Here is a 19,756-nt window from a genome sequence, read left to right as displayed (position 1 = left end):
TCTTCCGCTTCGCTTCCACCTTCAGAGCGACGCTATCCTGTCGCCTTCTGCGGATTCAACAGAGCACTTTGGTGCGTTTGGTGTCGTTGTCAGTGCGCTCGTGGCAGGGATGTTCTCTGTTGAGACTGGCATCGGCGGTCGATTTCCGAACGTGATTGCTCACGGAACCGGACTTGTAACTGGCGTTTGTGTCGTCGGGACTGGACTGCGCTTGCTTTGAGCGCTGCTGTTCTCATCGTGTCGTGGCGCTTTGCTACTGCAATATCGTTCGAACCCAAACTGTCTCACGTACTATATAATAACACATTTTTTAGCTAAACTTAGATGTCTCCCAGTGTACTTGACCGTAAAATTCTATGCCAGCAACGGTACGCTAGCGCATAGTGAAATGTCGTAGGATCTGCTCTACATAATCTTTATACTCCTGGCTGTGGACGATTTGTTCAAATGAGTACATTTGTATTGAACACTGGTCTACTCTACTTTGTTCCTCTCATCATCGGATTCATGTTTTGGAAATATTATGTTCCAATCGATGCGTTGGTTGGCTATAACGTGAATGAGAATAAAGTAGCAACACAGAAGGGGGCGTTAGCTTTGGCAGCGTCAGCCATCCAATTAGCAATCTATATCGCTGTGATTTTGTATTCTGCTGAAATTGTATCTGGACTAATAAACGCCACAAACAATCAGTTGCTCCTTGGTTTAGGTCTCGCTTTTGGGTCACTAATACTACTTGATTTCAAAAGGAATGATACTGATAGAGAGAGACGTATTCTCGAACGTATTATCCGATTAGGGAGGGGGAGTGCGGAGACTCACTTCCGATATGCGTTTCTCAAAACAAGGAGTTCCAATGACATTAACGATGCGAGGGAACATTTTGAAAAAGCAATAGAGCTTGACCAAGAGAATTCCCAGTATTATTACGTATACGCTCGACTGCTCCAATTTTTCAACGAGAATGTTGAGAAAATTCGTTCTCTCTACGAACGGGCAATTAAACATAATCCCGGTGATGCTGATCTCCACTATTATTACGCTCGTCTATTATTTAATGAAACTGATGAGTTTGATATAGCACAAACCCACTTTGAGAGAGCAATTGAACTCGACCCAGAACACTACGACGCCCACTATACGTATGCGCTGTTGTTGTCTACTGAGCTTGAAAATAACCAGAACGCTAGAAACCACTTAGAACGTTGTATACAACTTGATCCGGAAGCCGCCAACGCACACCACTTATATGGTAATATTCAGATGTCCGAGTTTGAAGAATTTGAGTCTGCCCGTAGCCACCTACAGCGTGCGGTTGAGTGTGATCCTGACTATTTCCCTGCGCACCTTGATTATGCAGCACTATTGTATTCAGAATTTGATGATACCGAGAAAGCCCGAGAACACTATGAACGCGCCGTTGAACTGGAGTCAGAAGACAGTAGAGCTCATCTCTTATATGGCGAAATGTTATTCAATCTTAAGGAATTCACTGATGCCCGGAGACATTTGAAGCAAGCAACCGAGTATGCCCCCGACAATGCGGGTGCACACCACCTCTATGCCCGAGTACTTGCTTCGGAATTTGATGAATATGAGGCCGCGCGTGCTCACTTTGAGAAAGCCATCGAACTCGAACCAACCAAGACGAAGTCACTTGTCCACTTGGCAATACTGTTAGCTACGGAATTTGAGGATGAGGACACCTCAATCAAGGACTATATTGATGAATCAGACCTAAATAAAACGATAGACTCAGATATGGAAGAGATTCTGGATAACATCCTTAACCCTGATTCGGAAGACAGGTCAGAGTACGACGAAGGGATTGATGATTCCCCGATTGAACCGATCCAAGATTTAGACCGGACTAGCAAAGAAATCAACAAGCGACGACCGTCAGACAACTGATGGTCGGTTTGAAACAGAACCTCCTCTCCAGTAAGCCTCTTCTTACTCGTAGTATCTGTTCACCGCACCAGGTGAATTTATATTGATATTTTGACTGTCATCAATATCGACAGAGATGAGTTCGTCAAGGTGCTCTATCTCCACCACTAGTTGCTCAAATATACTCTCAACAGTGAGGTTGCCATTATTCTGACGAAGCTGTTTGGCCGCATTTTCAATCGTAGAGTCTTCCGTTGCCCCTTCGAGTGCTAGTAAGAATTCACCGTCAAGATTAACGTTCAACTGTGGGAGGGCAACAGCTAGCTTGACTGCTGCCTCAGCTACCGATAATGGAGTCTGATCCTCAGCTCTTGTTTCTTCAGCGCTTAAATCTCTAGATGAGTCCCACGAAAGAACTGATTCGACGAGAGCTGGAATAGTAGTTTCAGAAACTGCTCTGGACCAGAGCTGAGTTAGCGGGATCATCGATTCGATTATTAACGCTTGTAAGGCTGGTGGTGCCTCGGCTTTGATCACAAATCGACAGCAGTGGTTGACCGCCTCAATCGTTGCGTCCATTTCGGCTTTGTCCAAATTCTGGTGTGGAGCTGTTTGGCCAAGACAATATATCAGTGCGGCCAGCTGGCGTCCATCCGTTGAAGGATCGATAGCCATCCGGAAATTTGGGAAGTAGGATGCGATATCATCTGGACTATGATACGCGACATTCGCCAGGGATAACGCAGCATATGTGGCTCGTTGGCCTGAACTTGCTACCTTTTCGACGCATGTCTCAATCGCTGGCGGATATTTAACGAGAGATGAAGGCCATTCTAATGCAATCATGGATAGGGCCAACAGAGCATTCTCGCTCAGTTCTCGATCGACCATTGTCGCGGCAGACGTGAGATCTGAGACGAGCGATGAATCCATTAACAACCGTCGCGTTTCCGCATTCCCGCTGATTAGTGTCCCTCCAATACCACCGATCGTGTTGACACGGATAAGAGCATCATCGGCATTTACACAGTCGCGAATATCGGCCGTAAAGGATGGGGAAAGATCACGGACTACCCCTGCTTTAGCCGCCATGACGTACGCATAACTACCACACTGTCGTGTTTTCGAATTACCCGTGATAAGTGCTGATTTAATCTTTTTCCGGTTGGATCGCCAGTAACCACCAGGATCATTATCAACACTATCCAAATCAATCTCTGTCATTATTTCAATAGTTGTCAGACGTCCTCTTATTGGTTTCCCAAGTTAATGGGTTAACCTACACTTATTGGTTGTCAACTACTATTCGCTATTATGAGCGATGGTGAAACAATATTCACCCATTTAACGTCCCAAGCAGTACACGTCCTTCGAGCGACGATTTTAACAGTCCTCTATGCGGGATTAGCACTCTCATTCTCTGGAGGAGCCCTGGGGCTGCTGGGTGTCTATCTTATCTTTACTTCAGGTATCCTACCGTGGTATTTCTCGGGTCTCCATAAACAGGAACGGATTCTGATCCTTGTAGTAATAGCGAGTATTGGCATCATTCAGGCTATTGCGTCGCTATGGGTACATCCAATACTCTCTACCTCAGTAGTTTTTGTTGCGGGGAATGTACTCCTCAACAATGGTGAGAACGTGGAAAAATATGATGCGCTTGGAGATGAGTATTGGCCGGTATCAATACTATTAGTGCCATTCGGATTGGTCGGTTGGATTTTAGCATCTCCAATATCTATTGTGATATGGTTTACAGATTTTATTTCGTGGATGAGCGATATGGGCGACACCACCGAGCAAGCGACATCTGGAGAACCGAGAGACAAATCAGCACCAACCACGCAATCACAACCACAACAAAGGCTAGAAACAGTACAACGTTCGGGGCAAACTGCCGAAGATATCAACAATCGGCGTCCAGATGAACCGAAAGAGACGTCGACAGGGGCTGGTAGTTCGTCCCCGTTCGAAAACTGAGTAGCCCCAACCGCAGAGAGTGAGATCCAGAAAAGACGAATCGATGGCGGAACAACGTGATCTGGTGAATAAGTCGGTATTCGAATCTAAGCTATTACCCTTGGTAATCGTTTTTGCTGTTATCGCTATTAATCTGAACGTTAACTGAATTATTGATATTATACGTTGTTTCTTCGGTAGCCCCATCTTGATGGGTATCATCTGCGTCGTCACTCTCACCTGTCGTATCGCTGCCGGGTGATTGTTCGTTTATCAGAGCACCCGCCCGCGCTTGCCAGGCCCCCGATTCATCGTCGATATCTGTGTAGTCTTTAGGTTGATCCACATCTACCGTGGGGGCCTCCAGTTCACGTTCAGAACTTTCCGAAACAGTACTATGCTCGGATGTCGAGGACCGAAGATAACACCGGGCGACGCGGTCTGTAAACGCATCCATATCCCGTCTTAGTTCTTCTGGGATTTTGGATCCATCAGAGTCTATGTCAATCGCCGCATCTAGTTTGTCTTGGTCGGTAGCGCGGTCTACGAGATTCATAGCTTCTTTCTCAAGCTCAGCATATATGGGGTCCTCAAGTTGGTCATCCGCAAGGATATCTGCGACCTCCTGAAGCCGATGGCGGAGCGCCGAGGAGTCCCCCACGGAGATCGCGTCTTCAATGCGTTCACAACACAAAATCATAGTATAAGCGTTTGTCATACCTGTAACTCCGTTGCCAGCACTAAAAATGCCTGGCACGGGTACCTATCTTGATCTGCCAACACTCCTATAACCGACACTCTCACCACATAATTATATGATTGACTAGTCTCGTATCTATCACTAATGAATTCAGATATCTACAAATTGATTCTGACCAATGTGGGTATCGTCTCTATTTGGATGAGTCAAGTGGGACCGGTGCTGGTCAGTAAACCGTACTATACAAATTCGGTATCTGCGTATGAAATGGCCTTCTTGTTTATTGCTCCTCTCGTTATACTCACATTTGGGTATCTTATTTTTGAATGGGAAATATCCAATAAGGTAGTTGTGGCTTCTATGGTTGTCCCATATTCGATTTTGTCAGCTCTCGTCGGCTTTTTCTTTGTTGTGGAATATATTAATTTCATATCAATTTCTTTCTCAGCTATTTCTGTTATCGTCGGTATTGTATTCATAAAATCGTATAATAACGGTGACAGTAGTGGGAAAGATGATAAAACGAACCAGTTTGACCCCGAACAACACTCACCGGAGAGGGACAACAAACAAAATAATTCTCAGATTGAAACTATACAGCGTTCCAACAGAACTGCCGAGGACATCAATACACGACGTCCTGACGATGAGTAATTAAAAACTAAGCGACGGGGTTATCGGATCCGGTGTCAGATATCGCCCTTATGTACGTGGACGAATCTGGAAGTATTTACAAACCGTTTGAACTATTACGTCTCCCTCTCCCTCGTCGTTGTTCCTTCTACTCTACTCCATGGAAGTTCTGTTGGGGTCACCCAATCCGATCGTTGTACACCGGTAGTCGGTCTTCGCGGTCAGCGAATCGGCGTTGGTGAACACGTTCGCGCTGACGAGCTCGCCGTGTCGATCGTGTTAATTCGACCCGGTAGACGCACCAACATTTCGAACTTCGATGGTGGCGGTAGAGTCTATCGTACAGCCGTCCTGATCCAATGTACACTATCTTGTACCCGGTAGGCGTATCAGCTGGTCGACCCAGTTCGTACACTCCAACCCTGTCAGGTGGTTTTTCAGGGTCATATGTCGTAAACGGTTGTTGGATTGGCATCACGCAAATGTGGGCGGCGGTCAGAAGACCGCCGTAGGTGGTTACCCGGTTCCGTACTGCTCGTCCCACTCGTGGAAGCGCTCAATATCTTGAGCCGACAGCGACGGGCTAATCGTCTCAAAAGCGGCTCGGGTCTCGGCGGGTTCAATGGGAGTTGTCTCCAAAGACTCGTCCTGTAACGCTGTGAGGCTCCGATCAGCCTGTTCCGCAAGATCAGGGTTTGTCCGGTGGACCATGTTCGCGATGATTTCGCCTGCCAGCGCCTCGATGTCGCTGCCGGTGAAGCCGCGCTGGTGGGCCCCCATCCCGATCGCACCTGTCACAGTTGAAACCGAACTCAACTCGACTGCGGCGTCATCTGGAAGGTGATCGGTAGGTGCGCCAGTGAATGAGACACCACCGTTGACCGTGTGTACCTCGACGATCTCCTGACAGGCCCGCTGGTCGGGCAGGGGCACAAGTTGTCGGTTGTCGAAGCGGCGGCGGATGGCGAAGTCCAGATCCCAAGGGGTGTTCGTCGCGCCGATGACGTAGGTAAAGGAGTCATCGTCGCGGAGCTCGCTCAGTTCTGACAGGAGGGTCCCGAGCACCCGTCTGGAAGCATTGTCACTACCACCACCCCCACGACTCGTTGTGACAGCGTCGATCTCGTCGAGGAAGATGACCGATGGTGACAGCTCTCTGGCTACCTCGAAGAGATTGATAATCTTCTGGCTGGACTGGCCGTACCACTTGCTCAGCAGTGACCCCAACTTCACGTTGAAGAACGTCGCGTCAGTTTCGGTGGCGACGGCCTTTGCTAAGAGCGTCTTCCCCGTGCCCGGCGGCCCGAACATGAGGGTCGATTGTGCAGCCTTGACTGCTGCCGGCTTGTTACCGACGGCGCCGAGTGCCAGCGTTTGCCGTAACCGCTGTTTCGTGTCGGACAGCCCGCCGATGTCCTCCCATGTAACATCGGCGTCGACGATGAAGCTCTCAATCACCTCACGGAATTCCGAGGGCTCATCACGGTCACCGTTGGGACCACCACGGTCATTCGCGTTCGGGCGGCCGTGGTCATAAGACGCCTGATCGCTGCGGATGACTGCGTCCCCCTTTTCCGCTCGGTCGGCGATCTCGCGTAACTCGTGTACCCGTTCGGGGACAGTCATTCCACGCTCGTGCGCGATTGCCTCTTTTGCGTCGGCAGCGTTCCGGTAATGCTCAGCCGCCTTCGTTGGATGATTCCCATCTGCCGCGTCTTCGGCTTTGTTCAGCTCCGTGGTGTACCTGCTGTTGAGCCGATCGACTTCGTGTGCGTCGTATCTCATTGGCTGACTGTTATGATTGTGTGGCTGGATAGTTGGTCACCGATTCACTGACTGAATGAGGAAGGGTGGCCGCGAGACTAGTCGTCTGAGCGGGCCCGAGACCGGCTGTCGGAACTGTTGCGGGTCTCGTATTCGCGCTCTTCCTCACGCTGTTCCATCCGCCCGAGGTGCTTATTCTTGGAGCTGCGGTTCGTCGACGAGGAGGACACCTGAGCGGAGATGTTCAGGGCGCCCATGATCTTGTTCACCTTCTTCGAGTCCAGCTTGAGATCGCGGAGTTCACCGCGGACGGCTGCCCCGACCTCCGTGCTGTTGGCATCCTCCATCAGCTGGTCGATGGTGAGATCCGAACTCCGCATGCGCTTGCGAACGCCGCGAACTGCGCGCAGCAGCCCTAGCTTGTCGGTCTGAGTCTGGTACGACTCCTCGTACTGGACCCGTTCGTTCTCGATGAGCTCCGCTTCGGTCGCGAGGCTCTGCTTTTTGTACTCCGGTGCTCCGGCGCCCTCGTCGTAGAGCGCCTCCTGCTCCGCGTTGAGCTCATCGATCTTGTGTTCCGTCTCTTCCCGCTCCATCTCCAGCTCGAGCATGTCCTGCTCGAGTGCCTGATTGGAGTAGACCGCGGGGTCGAGGATTTTGCTACTGTTCTGCAGGCCGAATTGCGTCTTGATGTAGTTTCGGAAATCCATTGTCGTTGGGTGGGGTGTTAGCTGGTCGTCGGTTCGAACACGGTGGTGATCGAGGCGATGCCAATGGTTGCGCAAGCCACCGCCACTATCACCAATTGCTTCATCTCAGCCACGGAGACTGAGAGGAACGCTTCTCCGAACCAGGCTTGGACTAGGATGATGCCGATTGCCAGGCTGAACCCGAGCATACCAGCTAAGGCTGGAACCTTCTCGAGAGTCGTGTACACCACGACGGTGTACCCAACACCCACGAGCAGGTTCAGTAGGCCCGCGGCGATCAACAGTTGGCTTATTTGGTCCATCCGCATTTACTCCATTGCTGGATAACAACATAAACTTTTCGGCTAAATTGGAGACTCAGGATTATTTAGGCCCCTAGAAGGTGGAATATGGGATATTTCCTCCACAAGTGGAATGTGGGGCCTGCGTTTTTAGCTTGGCGGCTTCAGAACACACCATATTTGGAGGGGAAGACTTTAGGTCAGATATGACGCATATGGGAGTAACGAGCGTCATGGTGAACAAATAGATGCGCCAGTCAGGAGACGGTGTACGTGGCCGGACGAATCGTGCTCAGTCAGGCGAGAATGAGGAGACATCTCAGACTGCATTCGATCGGAACTCAGTCGGAACCGGACAAGATGACACGTCGAGTGAATCATCGGATGGCGCCGAAAATCCGGCGGGTGAGTACCTTGTTGCGTTGGACTATCAGTCGGATGCTGAACGAAAACGCGTTGAATACCTGCTGAACAATCGCGATGATATCGAGGTGGAAAAAATTCGCGGCCTTGCGCGCATCATTCGCGTGGGCGAAGACGATTTCGAATCCTTCTACGAGGACCTTTCCGCGAAAGTTGATGGCATCGACCACCTGCGAGTAAACGAACTTGACGAGGTCGATGTCGCCCCTGACGAAAACCACGAGCGATTCGGTATTGAGACGGATGCCTCCCCAGACCAGGTCGAGTGGGCATTTGAGACGATTAAGCGAAAGCGGGACGCGACGGTCGAAGACAGCGGAACAGGGACTGATACGACGTACAAACAGTACGTCGCGACCACACAGAGTGGGACAGTCCGGTATTCGTACGAAGTGTCTGCGGGGCCAAGTGGCGACACACATGTAGACGTTCATGTTTGGGGGTATGGCGACGCGCCGGAGGTGCTTCGCTCGTTCATCGAAGAAGAGCTCAGCTACGCAATCTAAGCCAATGTCATCAGAAGACGACATCGAAACGTGTCTTAACAAGGCAAAGACGGTGATCAGCGAGGGGATCAGTCATTGGAACGCGCCGGGGCTCGCCCGTCGCCGGAAAGACGAACATGAGACACTCATCGAGTGTGGATTCACGGTTCGGGATCTCAACATTCAGGGCGACGTATTCGATGAGACGCATGATAAGCTTCGCAGCCGGATTGAGGTCGCGAAGTTGGTGCTTGCTGCGGCTGATCTCGATGCTGCGCAATCAGATGGGTCACTTGCGGCGCAGTACCCACAAGATGTGTTAGAACGGATGATCGAGGTGGACCGCTTCCGTCAGTACGACGTCTACGAGGCCGATAATAATGAGTTACAACAGCGTATTCAGAGTCATGACGGCCAACTGTATGAGATGGTCCGCAAGGAGGTTGCGCCACAGCTCCGGTCACTCAATGAGGGACTGACCGGCGATCATTCAGAGCTAAGCAAGTACCAGATGCAGGGGCTGAAAGCTATCTATGGAGATCGGCTTGAGACACTTCAAGACGCTGTCGGGCACTATATCACCCACCACGGGCTGCCGAATGTCGTCGACGACATGGAGGAGGCAATCCTCGAGACAGCCGAGGCAGCGAGCGACCGCGAGCAGATCGTTGCTGAACTAGAGGCGAGCCTCGGCGACTCGATTGATGAACTGTCCCAGTCGCTGCATCACAGCATCCGTGACGAGTACCGTCAGCTCGAGGCCGAACTGTACAGACTCGACTACACCGAGACGACGACCACCGACGCCACTGAAGAAGAATTGTCGTCGCTACTTGACCGGCTTGAGGGGCTGTTAGACCAACAAGCGGACCGACAGGCGGCGTTGGTTGAGCAAATTGAGTTGCGGGAGTCAAAATTAACAGACCTCGAACAGCATATCGAGCGGCTTGAGGAGCGACTTGCGGCCAACAATATCGAGGATGAGGTGAGCCAGATTGTTGACGCAGAGCTCGACCAACTCCGCGATGAGCGAGCCCGGATTGCCGATGAACTCGCTGTACTCGAGGCCGAACGAATCGAGCTTGAAGAGACACGTCAGCAGTTAGAAGACGAGCGGACGCCGCTCCAGCGCGGCGAACTGCCTGACCGCGACGGTGAGCAGATACCGCCGGTCCGGGCAAGTGAAGCTCGCATTGCCGAGTTCGACTACTCCAGCCGATTTGAACAAGCAGTCCATCAGGCGGAGCGTATCGTCCTCCCGGACGGAGACGCATTCAGCGCTGAGCCGGCATACTGGCGCGATCATCACCAACGCCGTGACGAACGTGAGCGGATGCGGGAGCTATTGGACGACGCTGTCGATGATGAGATGGACGTGGATACCCAGCTCGGAAACTATCCTCTCAATCGCAACTCACGGTTTGTTGTGCAACGCTCGGGACGGTTTCCGCTGACTGGAAGCCAAGAGCTGACTATTGAGCTCCGCATACAGTCACATTTGGAGACCTTCGCGCGCTACGGCGCTGATGACCGCCCAGCGACCCAAGCCGACCTTTTAGAAGTAATCAATGACGTCGTGCGTGGTGCCGAGCAGGACGATGTGCCGGGCATTGTGGCAGTTGCTTCTCCGACAGGATGGACCGAGGCGGTAGAAAAGACCATCCAGGGGGGTGATGACATCGGAACCACGTTTAGCCGGCAGGTAGGTGTTGTCCTTGTCGACCTACACGACCGGCAGCTCATATACGATTCGAGCCAGTCATTGGTGACAGCTAATGCCGAACTATTCGAGTTCGAGACCCTCGCTGAGCGGGTACAGACCACCGAGACCAGGATCCGGGACGAGCTGCTGGATGTAGCGACAGAGTACATCCAGCTGGATACAGTCGTGGACGAGTTGAGTGTAACCGAGCAGGTTGCGTCAATGGCGCTCAATCGGCTTGCTACACAAGGAGTTGGAACACTCAGGCAAACGAGCAAAGGGCTTGTACTAGACCTTCGCTGAGCGGCTCAACGGTATTCCGTGTCTGTTATCCAAACACTGTTCGCCAAACGATCGCCTTTTGCGAGGGGTTTCAGAACAACTCGGTACTGAATTCTCCTGGCACTCCTAGCGTGACGGGGTCAAAGGAAAGGCCCCGATCAGCATAGTACAGAGCGATGTTAGCCTCAAGATCAGTGTTCAGGTAATGTTCAAGGACCTCGCGGAACGCGGCGATTGCTTGCTCATGCTCGGTGGCAACGACATCAAGAAACGCTGGCCCAAACTCGTCGCCGAAGCGGGAATTATCGAGCGGGGCGCCGTTCCAGATTGTCTTCGGGACTGGATAATTATAGCCGCTGAGACACTCTTCAAGCGAGGGCCACTTCTCTCCTGGATCACACGCCGTCTTCCGGTCGGTGAAGAGGTCGATGTGCTGGCCCGTTGTGTGGAGGGCTGGGGGTGACGGCGCCGAGTCAAATCGAGTACTTCGCTCAGCGAGAAAGTCCATGTCGAAATCGGTACCGTTGTAGCTCACGAGTACGTCGCCGTCGAGTTCGTCGATATACCTGAACGCCTTCCGGACGAGGTCCTGCTCGTCCGTGATCCCGTGATTGCTGCGGGCGAACGATTCATATTGGGCGTCAGTTCCGGGAGTTCTTGGCTCGTGGTGACCGACACCGATTGCGACCGTCTCACCCTTGTCCGGGTCCCAGTGTGTGGTCTCGATATCGAACGTAACGATCCGGTCGTGGTCATCGAATTCCTTGTCGAGTTTCATGCTTGCCGAGATCTCTCCGTTATCATTTCAAGCTTCGGTGAAAAGCCGAGTTTTATTATCTCACCGAAAGATGTGAACCGCATTACTTCGCGGCTACGTTGATAGTATACTGCTGGTCATATCAATTACCTTAATATGATAGATAGATGGAATAACAGTGAGGCTCGTTGGTGCTGGACTCAGAACGGTTGCTGTGGACGGAACTGTTCATTGAATTCCTGCGCGGTCAATCCATTGGTAACGATTGCCTCCAGGCACGTGACCCGAAACTGAACCCCGTCGATTGACGCTAACAGCGCACCCTTGTGTGCCAGTGTCACCCACCGCTGGTGCTGTTCGTAGTTCCGAAGGGAATGCTGAACGACGCTGAGTCGGTAACGCACTAACTGACAGTCGCTGGCTATACGGCGCCCTGACACCTATTCGTCATTGGGCTCAGTTGCGGCCCTTCACGGAGTTTCTCAGGCGACGTAACATCGTACTCATTTTTCTACGTCTCGTTTGGGATTGGAGTGTATCCAAGAGGTGCTGAAGTCCATCGTGGTTGTGTTCGGCTATCCGGTCAAGATTGTCTGAAACCGGTGGTACAATCCATCTGTGGTATCTGTCGTTGGCCGTTCATTGGTGTGTTTTTTAGCCACCTCTGTTGTGACGAAATAGCCAAGATTGGTGCGTGCGGTCGTTTCGGCGACAGCAGCTTCTGATGCGATATACGCTGCCGGTCGCGGTTCTGAGAGGGTACATGTGATTGAGAGAACCCGCTCAAATGGCCTCGTATTCTCCGTCCACTCGTCTGGGGCCGAGTTGAACGTTAACATAGTCGGTACTCGCCGTCAATTCAACTAAGCGCACTCGCGGCACGGTGGAATTTGTCTTTCTTGGTAGCTACAAGGGTACAATTATCACCTATTCTATTTTCCACGGTCGAACTCAATTGCGTTCCACATGCGATCGCAGCCATTGTTGGCAACCGTTTGCCGTCTCGACTGCCCCGAGCGCTTTGGGTTTCGAATTTCGACGAAATATTCTCAATACAATGTGCGTACCCACCGAGTTCACCATTTCCAACGAATCAATCTGACTGGTGAGAATCGGTATTAGCCCTTCCCACGACTGTTAACCAACAATCAACTAACAGCTACCCATTGTTGGTTAATCAATTACCCAGACGTTGACTCAAACCCACTTTGACTTGGCCCTCTGACCCCAGCTGAGAACATTCTGTGTCTCAGGTAGAATTAACAACCTACAGAAACTTCGAATTTAGCATGGGAGACGAGAATCTCCGACGACGGTCGTTACTCACGTATCTTGGGGCAACCGGTGTCAGTGTCTCGCTCGCTGGGTGTAATCTCAGCGAGAGTGGGGCCAATTCCACGGATTCACAGCCCAACGGGACAAACGGAAATGGTACAGACAGTGGGACGTCTCCAGAGCCTTCCACAGAATCACTCACATTACTTCACGACACCCACGTTGGCGGCCGACTCGGAAACGCAGACGCTGATGACAATGAAAACATTGAGAGCTACTTCGGATTGATGGACGATCTAGAGGAGCCGGATCGGACGCTCCGATTGGGAGCGGGTGATGATCTCGGATCGTCCGCCCTGTCGTCTGAATTCGAAGGCCAACACGTCATAGACCCCTTTGAGGCAGGTGACCTCACTCATGACACGTTTGGCAACCACGACTTTGACTTCGGCCCAGATGTCCTCCGAACACGGGTTAGTGAGACTGAGGACTTTCTGTGGGTCACTGCGAACGTCGACGGGCCCTCTGGTGAGGTGTTTGCCGGCGCCGAAGGGGCCGAGCGCTACGATATCGTCGATGTGGCCGGCATTCCAATCGGCGTTACGGGGGTCTTGACGCCACGAGCCCGGGAGGTAACGAGTCTCGGGAATGCGACGGTCCGATCGCCGACCGACGCACTCGGTGAGGTTGTCCCGGACATGCGAGATGACGGTGCTGAGGTGGTCATTGTGATGTCGCACGTTGCCAACGACTTAGCGCGGAATGAGATTGCCCCGAACGTCGACGGCATTGACGTCATCGTCGGTGATGACGCCGCTGAGAAATTCGATGAGGTAGTCGAGGTCAATGATACCATCCTTTCTTTCGTTGGCGACGAGTACGACTTCCTAGGGGAGGTAACCCTCGAGGTTGGTGAAGACGGGATCGAATCGTTCGATCGATCTGTCTACGACGTGAGCGAGGAGGACATGGAGCCGAGCGAAGCTGTCGAGGCGGTCGCCGACTTCTATCGCCGGCAGGTCGACAGCGAAGTGATTGGGGAAGCCAGTGTCCAGCTCAACTGTGTGAGCGAGGACCTCCGCACCGGCGAGACGAATATGGGGAACTTCGTTGCCGATGCGGTTGGGGCTGCCCTCGAATCTGATGTTGTCATCCAAAACGGTGGGGGAATCCGGACAAACACGCTGTACTCACCGGGTGATATTACTGACCTCCTCATTCGGCAGATCCTCCCGTTCGGGAATACGACGATTGAATTAGAGGTGAGTGGGCAGACGATTCACGATGCCCTGGAAAACGGTGTGAGTGAAGTTGAGAGCCTCGAAGGTCGGTTCCCGCAGGTTAGCGGGATGGAATTTGCCTGGGACCCCGATGGCGACCCAGGCGACCGGATTGACCCAGCCGATGTCACTGTCGGTGGTGACCCCTTGGACCTGGAGGCGACCTACACACTCGGGACGAACAATTTCATGGCTGATGGTGGTGACGGGTACAGCATGCTGCCGGATGCGACGCGGACTGGCGCTGGCGACACAACAATCTCACAGCTGGTGATCGACCGCATCCGTGCGCAGTCGCCAATTGCTCCGGAGACAGACGGCCGGATCAGTCGGCTGTAAGTCGGGATCTTGTTCTAAGACATATATCTAAGATTCTCATCTAAGATCTATAGCCCCGCAAGACGTGGATGCTATCGCTTCCTGTATTGACCACCTAGACGCCTCTAACGTCTGGGAACATCGCATCGATATACTGTGGGAGGACCGCCCTTTGGAAGCGCTCTCAGGTCACCTACACGAGGGTTTCCCTGGCACGTACCCTACACGAGGAATCGGCCCCTAATTAGTATTTACTACGCACAATTAGATTACTCGGACTAACCGGACTGGGACCCGTACTGGGAGTCGCAGCGCGTAGGGAGAAGCGAGCGAAGCCGCGTTAAACGACAGGCTCAACGACCAAGTGATCCTGCGTGAGCCGTGGCTTCTTCGCGCTGCCATCGGTATCGTACCGGATGATCCCGTGTTCTGCGAGGATTGCTAAATCACGGCTCACCTGTCCCTTGTCTCGCCCCAGATCTCGACCAAGCGACCGGACCGAATCCGGCGGACTCTCTCGAAGTTGCTCGATTAGTTCTCGCCGCATCGGTGTGAGCACTTCTTGGGCCGTGTCCCAACTGATCACCTGAACGCCCGACATGCCGCCCCGGGCAAGCGACCGGGCAAACTCACCCCGTAGCTTAGTGTTGTCACCGCCGTCAGATGCGTCCGCGTTAGGGGTCGTACCCACACTACTTTCAGACATACTGTCTCACCGTACCGTTGTGTATACACCTCAACGGCTTAAGCCTTACTGAAACACTCGAAATAGGGATTGTAAGCGATATATCCCCTCTCAACAGTCAGAATCAAAACATTTAAGTTCAACAAACACGTATGTATAATTGAGGAGACGTTCTGCGTCTCTCAGCTTGAACACCTACATACATGACTGGAAATCCAGACTTTGCGTACCTCTACGAACTGAATCGAGTCCGTAGCACAGTTTTTCAAATCGGCGCGCGCGCCGATCCGAGCCTTGATACTCCCGACTCCTTCGCGGTCATCCTCTTTTTCGAGTTGGCGGATGGGACCGTTGTCGAAGTAGCGAAGGTCGACAACACCGAACACGAGTCGGGGACCATCCACATCGACCGGTACTACCGAGACCACGGTGCCGAGACGAAGGACTTCGATGTCGATATTGACGGTCTCTACGAAGCTGATGCCTACCTTGAGCGGAACTGGGAACGGTTCGCGCAGGCCTATCTCGATACCCACGGGAAGCAGCCGCGGGACAGCTGACAGGTTCCGCGTGCGGTAATCGTGCCGACAGCACGGCCATTCTCCAGCTGGTGGGGTGAACCCGGCAGCGGAGACGTCGACCGCGGTTAGTGGCCGCGGTTCATCGGCATTTGCTGGATCGGGCCGTTGAGCCCGGCCAGCGGGAGGAACGAAGTTTGATGGCTACGCCAGCGAAGAATCACTCACAGTTGGCGACTCGGCTCAATCGGTCAAGTGCCAGTGTTCTTGGTGATGTTGACGTCTTGGTGAACGCAGGTCTCGTCTTGCGCCAGGAGGGCCCTCCAAACCTTACCGTACCGTATGATCATATCGTAATCGAATACTCCATTCAGGCGGACGCATCGACTGAGTAGAGCGTTACGATCCTTTCTACTCCGGCTTCACAACCTTCTCACAGGACGGGCACTCCGCGAAGATGCCCGTGTTCCCGTCTGCTTGTTCGTACTCAATGAGCTTCCAGGCCGCTGAGATCTCTTGTTCGCAGCTCGGACAATGTCCAAGTGCCGGCGGACTGTCGGTCATTAGGGGGGAAGGAGGAGCGTGTGACTCTCCTTCCATCCGGCCGTTTAGTTTCATCTGTCATAAACACTCGGCGGGAATGTGTGGTGAGTGCTGGCCGCGAATCACGACAGATGATTCATTTTCCTCTGTAGAAAGTTAACCAACAATTCTCAATATACCCTATCACTGTTGGTTAAGACTGGGATCTGTTAACCACAAGACTACAGTTTACGGCAGCACACTTTTACAGTAGCACAAAGTAACAGTAACTATGCCAATGGAAATCGATGAGTTCGAAGAAGAGACAAATGGGGAAGAACTCACCACTGGAGAGGCTATCGTCGAATTCCTCCTTGAGAACGATGGGAAGGCGTGGAAGCGGAGTGAAATCGCTGAGGCCATTGACCGCGATCCGAACACTGTGGCGACGAACCTCAGCCGATTGAAGAGTCGCGGGCTTGTCCGACACCGCAAGAATCACTGGGCGATCACCAACGACCGTGAGCGCCTTGACGAAGCAATTCGCTTCTCCAACGCTCTTACTGGTCTGAATGAGGCATTTGGTCCAATAATCGAAAGTGAAGAGGACGCCCAGGCGTGGAGTGAGTCGCAGCCAGATGAGCCACATCCGTCCGAGGTTGACGACGAGGAAGTAGATGAAACGCGGACCATTGAGATTGAGGACCTGGATTCCGACGGATGAACGTCTCACATGGGGGTAGAGAATACGGGGTCGGTGATGTAGTCTGGACGGTCGACCCGTTCAAACTCGGTGGTGATGTCTCGCGGATGTTCACTATCGTGACCACAGAGACACATCCGTTTCAGGGCAAGCAATTCGTGGGCGTAACGCTCACAACAACAGACCACTTGATCGGCCACCCGCTATCTAACGAACACTGGGAGATGGGTGGTACACCAGAACCCTCACGAATTCTTCCCCTCTCTATCCACTCACCCCGGACGTCGCAGATCCAAGCCCCACTGGATTATGACAGTATCTCTGACCCATGGCAAGGACGTCTCACGGAAGGTCTCATGAAGAAAGTCGTTGGCGAGATACTCTTCGCGTTCAACAAAGACGTTGGTTGGGTATAGCTCTAATCTGGGGTTTTGAATATCTGTTACGCTTCTTGCGGGGACCCAGGATCTGTCATCAGCCCGTCTTGTGTGCGAATCACCTGATATACTTTCTGACGGTGGGGGCCTTACCGTCCGAGCAATCGAGTTAGAAACCCACTGGAGCCGTTTTCTGCCTCGGTGGTCTCCTCATTGCTGGATTCAGAATCATCACCGCCCATCTTGGCTGCTGTCTCGTCGCTCAGCAACTCTTCAACTGAGAATCCGACCCACTCCGCAAACTCCTTAGGAGCACCAATGTACACGCTTGTCGCTGATTTCTCAGACATGAACCGCTTTGGAAGTCGTTTTTCGTAGTCGTACACCTCGTACCCCTCCCGATCGAAGTTCGCTGTGATGGCCCCCGGTTCAGATTCGAAGGTGACGCGACCACCCTGGATATCTCGTTGCCACATCAGCCGACCTGTGTTGTACTCTTTCTCTGCCGGCTCATCAGCCGGGAAGTAGTCCGGCTCCTCTCGGCCGGCCTTCTCATAGAAGTCACGCATGATCTGCCGGACATCCTCAATTGTCCCACTCCCGTTGGTCCAAGGCTTCTCAGTCACCATCCGCCGGGCCACGTAACTGAAGATCGGATTCTGCCGTTCCAACACCTCAGACAGATCTTCTTGTGCTTCCCGGAAGCCAGGGTCCTCTGGATTTGATGGGAACGAGACGTCCATGCTGAGAATCTTCATCCGATTCCGGAACTCCGACTTCGGAAGCGCATCATTCGTGGTAAAGATGAGACACGGCTGGTCGACACTTGTGGGGGTCCAATCACTCCAATAATTCCGAATCGGGCTCCAGCGCTGGATCTTCTCTTTTTCCGCGTCGATGATAGCGTACGGGAAACACGTATCCCACTCACGAATCCCACGGACTTCCTTGACCCCGATCTCGTCAGCGTCAACACCAGAAATGACTGTGTTGTCAGAAATGAGCCGGAGGATATACTCGGTGAGCTTGTCTTTGCCTGCGTCGCTTTTGCCCTCAATGTACAGGTGCTGGAGGACGTTATCAAGTGTCCGAGACGGTGATGATAGCGCCTCTGCGTACTGGTTCGCGAACGGCGCCCAGAACCCGTAGAGAAACGCCTCGTACATCTGTGACATCACCGCCTCCTCAGATTGGGTGTGGCCGTGGTTCCTGACGGTCAGGATGTAGTCCTCGATTGTTTCGAGACAGTGGTCGAGGACTTCTGGGGTCGGTTCCTCAGTCGCAACAAGGATCATCTCATCGTCTTCGCCGATCACAACCTGCTCGGCCTCTGGGAGGACAGACATCGTTGGAATCGATGTCGACTCTTTAACCTCGCGGGTGTACGCGCTCATCGGAGCTGTAATACTGTGATCTTCGACGGTGGCTCCGCTATCGCGGAGTCTCGATCCGAATTTGTCTGCGGTGTCTCTGTCGACTTTGCTCGTCCCCATTCGGATCTTCTCATCTGCGGTGCGCACGCGCGGTCGGTCAAGCCCGTCAGTCAGCTCTGTTTCATGATCCGACTCAATCAGTCCGACATCTGGTGCTTCTTCGGCAGTGTCATCGCGTTCATCCTCTGATTCGTCGACATCACTCGGCTCCACGACACTGCGGTCAGCGTTTTCAGGTTCCTCAACGAATGCGACAGTCTCGTCTGCCTCATCTGGATCGTCGACAACGGCAGTCACCTGATCAGCGACCTCTTTTAGATCCTCGACAGCGTCCTGATTGAGCGCAGCAGTGTCACTCACGTCAAGATCGCCGGCCCCGACCCAGTACTCAATTCGATTCTCTCGCTCCTCCGGCGAATCAGCTTCCTCTAATGCTTCAACCAGTCCTTCCAAGAGTGTCTGATCGCTGTACCCCTCGCGGTATTCGTCGATGAAGCGTTTGAATTCTGAATCGAGTTCAGTACCCACCTCGGTCGTTAGTATAGCGATCTGGTTGGTGTGATATTCCCAGGAGTTCCGAGAGAGATTCGCTGACCCGTGGACGAGTTTGACTGTCTCGTCCGGCATGACGATCCGGTAAATCTTCGAATGAACCGTCTTCTGGTTCTTCAACCGGATCGTCAGGCGATCGTCTTGGCGCAACTGAACGAGTGATTTTGCGGTCGCAACTTCATTCACCCGCTCCGCATAGTCATCAGAATTACCGATGAGAACATCTAACGACCCAATGTTATACTCAGTCAGCATTTTCACCATCAGCTCCGGCGTCTCTGCGTACGTTACCGCATCAACATGGTGAGCTCCTTCGAACAAGTCCAGAAAGTCACTCCGGTCTTTCACCATCGCTAAGCGATATTTCGCCGCACCAGACCCGTAGAACTCTGGCATGTCCGGGTACTTATCGAATGAGATGTTCGCCGTTACTTCGTCCATATTTAGTGGCAATCAACTAATGTGAATAAAAACTGTGTTAAGGGTGGTGAAAGTGGAGGCCACTGG

20 protein-coding genes are annotated in these 19,756 nt (G+C 52.6%); 10 read left to right on the top strand and 10 right to left on the bottom strand.

Annotated elements, in window-relative coordinates:
- A partial coding sequence (locus ABDZ89_RS08015) for a hypothetical protein (RefSeq protein ID WP_343778092.1) occupies positions 1–220 on the top strand: 220 nt, incomplete at its 5' end.
- A 227-nt stretch (positions 221–447) separates the two neighbouring features.
- Positions 448–1,911 (top strand): tetratricopeptide repeat protein, encoded by a 1,464-nt coding sequence (locus ABDZ89_RS08010; RefSeq protein ID WP_343778090.1) that lies wholly within the window; start codon positions 448–450, stop codon positions 1,909–1,911.
- 42 nt (positions 1,912–1,953) lie between these two features.
- Here the strand turns inward: ABDZ89_RS08010 and ABDZ89_RS08005 are convergent, their stop codons facing one another.
- Positions 1,954–3,114: a hypothetical protein gene (locus ABDZ89_RS08005; protein ID WP_343778088.1), complete on the bottom strand. Its 1,161-nt coding sequence runs from the start codon at positions 3,112–3,114 to the stop codon at positions 1,954–1,956.
- Positions 3,115–3,204: 90 nt separating this feature from the next.
- On the opposite strand from ABDZ89_RS08005, the gene ABDZ89_RS08000 reads away from it, so the two are divergent.
- Complete coding sequence (locus tag ABDZ89_RS08000) at positions 3,205–3,870, top strand: hypothetical protein (RefSeq protein WP_343778086.1); 666 nt, start codon at positions 3,205–3,207, stop codon at positions 3,868–3,870.
- Positions 3,871–3,964: 94 nt separating this feature from the next.
- Here the strand turns inward: ABDZ89_RS08000 and ABDZ89_RS07995 are convergent, their stop codons facing one another.
- The gene (locus ABDZ89_RS07995) at positions 3,965–4,567 is read right to left on the bottom strand and encodes a hypothetical protein (RefSeq protein ID WP_343778084.1); all 603 of its coding nucleotides are present in this window, start codon (positions 4,565–4,567) and stop codon (positions 3,965–3,967) included.
- Between the two features lie 126 nt (positions 4,568–4,693).
- On the opposite strand from ABDZ89_RS07995, the gene ABDZ89_RS07990 reads away from it, so the two are divergent.
- The gene (locus ABDZ89_RS07990; protein ID WP_343778082.1) at positions 4,694–5,203 is read left to right on the top strand and encodes a hypothetical protein; all 510 of its coding nucleotides are present in this window, start codon (positions 4,694–4,696) and stop codon (positions 5,201–5,203) included.
- A gap of 495 nt (positions 5,204–5,698) precedes the next feature.
- On the opposite strand, the gene ABDZ89_RS07985 is transcribed toward ABDZ89_RS07990, so the two are convergent.
- From ABDZ89_RS07985 to ABDZ89_RS07975, 3 genes are all read right to left on the bottom strand, one after another.
- Positions 5,699–6,967, bottom strand: coding sequence for an ATP-binding protein (locus tag ABDZ89_RS07985; protein WP_343778081.1), 1,269 nt, complete (start codon positions 6,965–6,967; stop codon positions 5,699–5,701).
- 77 nt (positions 6,968–7,044) lie between these two features.
- Entirely contained in the window at positions 7,045–7,656 is a 612-nt protein-coding gene (locus ABDZ89_RS07980) for a hypothetical protein (protein WP_343778079.1), read from the bottom strand.
- 17 nt (positions 7,657–7,673) lie between these two features.
- A complete protein-coding gene (locus ABDZ89_RS07975; RefSeq protein ID WP_343778077.1) occupies positions 7,674–7,958 on the bottom strand; it encodes a hypothetical protein in 285 nt (94 codons plus the stop codon).
- Positions 7,959–8,185: 227 nt separating this feature from the next.
- Between ABDZ89_RS07975 and ABDZ89_RS07970 the strand changes: the two genes are divergently transcribed.
- Positions 8,186–8,866 (top strand): hypothetical protein, encoded by a 681-nt coding sequence (locus tag ABDZ89_RS07970; RefSeq protein WP_343778075.1) that lies wholly within the window; start codon positions 8,186–8,188, stop codon positions 8,864–8,866.
- Positions 8,867–8,870: 4 nt separating this feature from the next.
- The gene (locus ABDZ89_RS07965) at positions 8,871–10,850 is read left to right on the top strand and encodes a coiled-coil domain-containing protein (protein ID WP_343778073.1); all 1,980 of its coding nucleotides are present in this window, start codon (positions 8,871–8,873) and stop codon (positions 10,848–10,850) included.
- Positions 10,851–10,920: 70 nt separating this feature from the next.
- Here ABDZ89_RS07965 and ABDZ89_RS07960 read toward each other — a convergent pair whose 3' ends face one another.
- Both ABDZ89_RS07960 and ABDZ89_RS17105 read right to left on the bottom strand, forming a co-directional pair.
- Positions 10,921–11,607: a ribonuclease H-like domain-containing protein gene (locus tag ABDZ89_RS07960; RefSeq protein WP_343778071.1), complete on the bottom strand. Its 687-nt coding sequence runs from the start codon at positions 11,605–11,607 to the stop codon at positions 10,921–10,923.
- 554 nt (positions 11,608–12,161) lie between these two features.
- Positions 12,162–12,425 (bottom strand): DUF7342 family protein, encoded by a 264-nt coding sequence (locus ABDZ89_RS17105; protein WP_425544604.1) that lies wholly within the window; start codon positions 12,423–12,425, stop codon positions 12,162–12,164.
- Between the two features lie 450 nt (positions 12,426–12,875).
- On the opposite strand from ABDZ89_RS17105, the gene ABDZ89_RS07955 reads away from it, so the two are divergent.
- Positions 12,876–14,480, top strand: a complete 1,605-nt coding sequence (locus ABDZ89_RS07955; RefSeq protein ID WP_343778069.1) for a bifunctional metallophosphatase/5'-nucleotidase — start codon at positions 12,876–12,878, stop codon at positions 14,478–14,480.
- A 319-nt stretch (positions 14,481–14,799) separates the two neighbouring features.
- On the opposite strand, the gene ABDZ89_RS17100 is transcribed toward ABDZ89_RS07955, so the two are convergent.
- Positions 14,800–15,060, bottom strand: a complete 261-nt coding sequence (locus ABDZ89_RS17100) for an HVO_A0114 family putative DNA-binding protein (RefSeq protein ID WP_465261063.1) — start codon at positions 15,058–15,060, stop codon at positions 14,800–14,802.
- Positions 15,061–15,347: 287 nt separating this feature from the next.
- Between ABDZ89_RS17100 and ABDZ89_RS07950 the strand changes: the two genes are divergently transcribed.
- The gene (locus ABDZ89_RS07950) at positions 15,348–15,704 is read left to right on the top strand and encodes a DUF7718 family protein (RefSeq protein WP_343778067.1); all 357 of its coding nucleotides are present in this window, start codon (positions 15,348–15,350) and stop codon (positions 15,702–15,704) included.
- Positions 15,705–16,073: 369 nt separating this feature from the next.
- Here the strand turns inward: ABDZ89_RS07950 and ABDZ89_RS17170 are convergent, their stop codons facing one another.
- Entirely contained in the window at positions 16,074–16,226 is a 153-nt protein-coding gene (locus ABDZ89_RS17170) for a DUF7837 family putative zinc-binding protein (protein ID WP_465261062.1), read from the bottom strand.
- Between the two features lie 250 nt (positions 16,227–16,476).
- Here ABDZ89_RS17170 and ABDZ89_RS07945 point away from each other — a divergent pair, with 250 nt between their 5' ends.
- Both ABDZ89_RS07945 and ABDZ89_RS07940 read left to right on the top strand, forming a co-directional pair.
- Positions 16,477–16,908 carry a TrmB family transcriptional regulator gene (locus ABDZ89_RS07945; protein ID WP_343778065.1) on the top strand — a complete coding sequence of 144 codons (432 nt, stop codon included), beginning with the start codon at positions 16,477–16,479 and terminating at the stop codon, positions 16,906–16,908.
- Positions 16,905–17,303 (top strand): hypothetical protein, encoded by a 399-nt coding sequence (locus ABDZ89_RS07940; protein ID WP_343778063.1) that lies wholly within the window; start codon positions 16,905–16,907, stop codon positions 17,301–17,303. The genes ABDZ89_RS07945 and ABDZ89_RS07940 overlap by 4 nt, the downstream gene beginning before the upstream one ends.
- A gap of 110 nt (positions 17,304–17,413) precedes the next feature.
- Here the strand turns inward: ABDZ89_RS07940 and ABDZ89_RS07935 are convergent, their stop codons facing one another.
- Positions 17,414–19,690 carry a phospholipase D-like domain-containing protein gene (locus ABDZ89_RS07935; RefSeq protein ID WP_343778062.1) on the bottom strand — a complete coding sequence of 759 codons (2,277 nt, stop codon included), beginning with the start codon at positions 19,688–19,690 and terminating at the stop codon, positions 17,414–17,416.
- Positions 19,691–19,756 lie beyond the last annotated feature (66 nt).

Source organism: Halorubrum ejinorense (genome assembly GCF_039522565.1).
GTDB classification, from domain to species: Archaea; Halobacteriota; Halobacteria; order Halobacteriales; family Haloferacaceae; genus Halorubrum; species Halorubrum ejinorense.
This window is presented reverse-complemented; position numbering and strand designations above follow the sequence as displayed.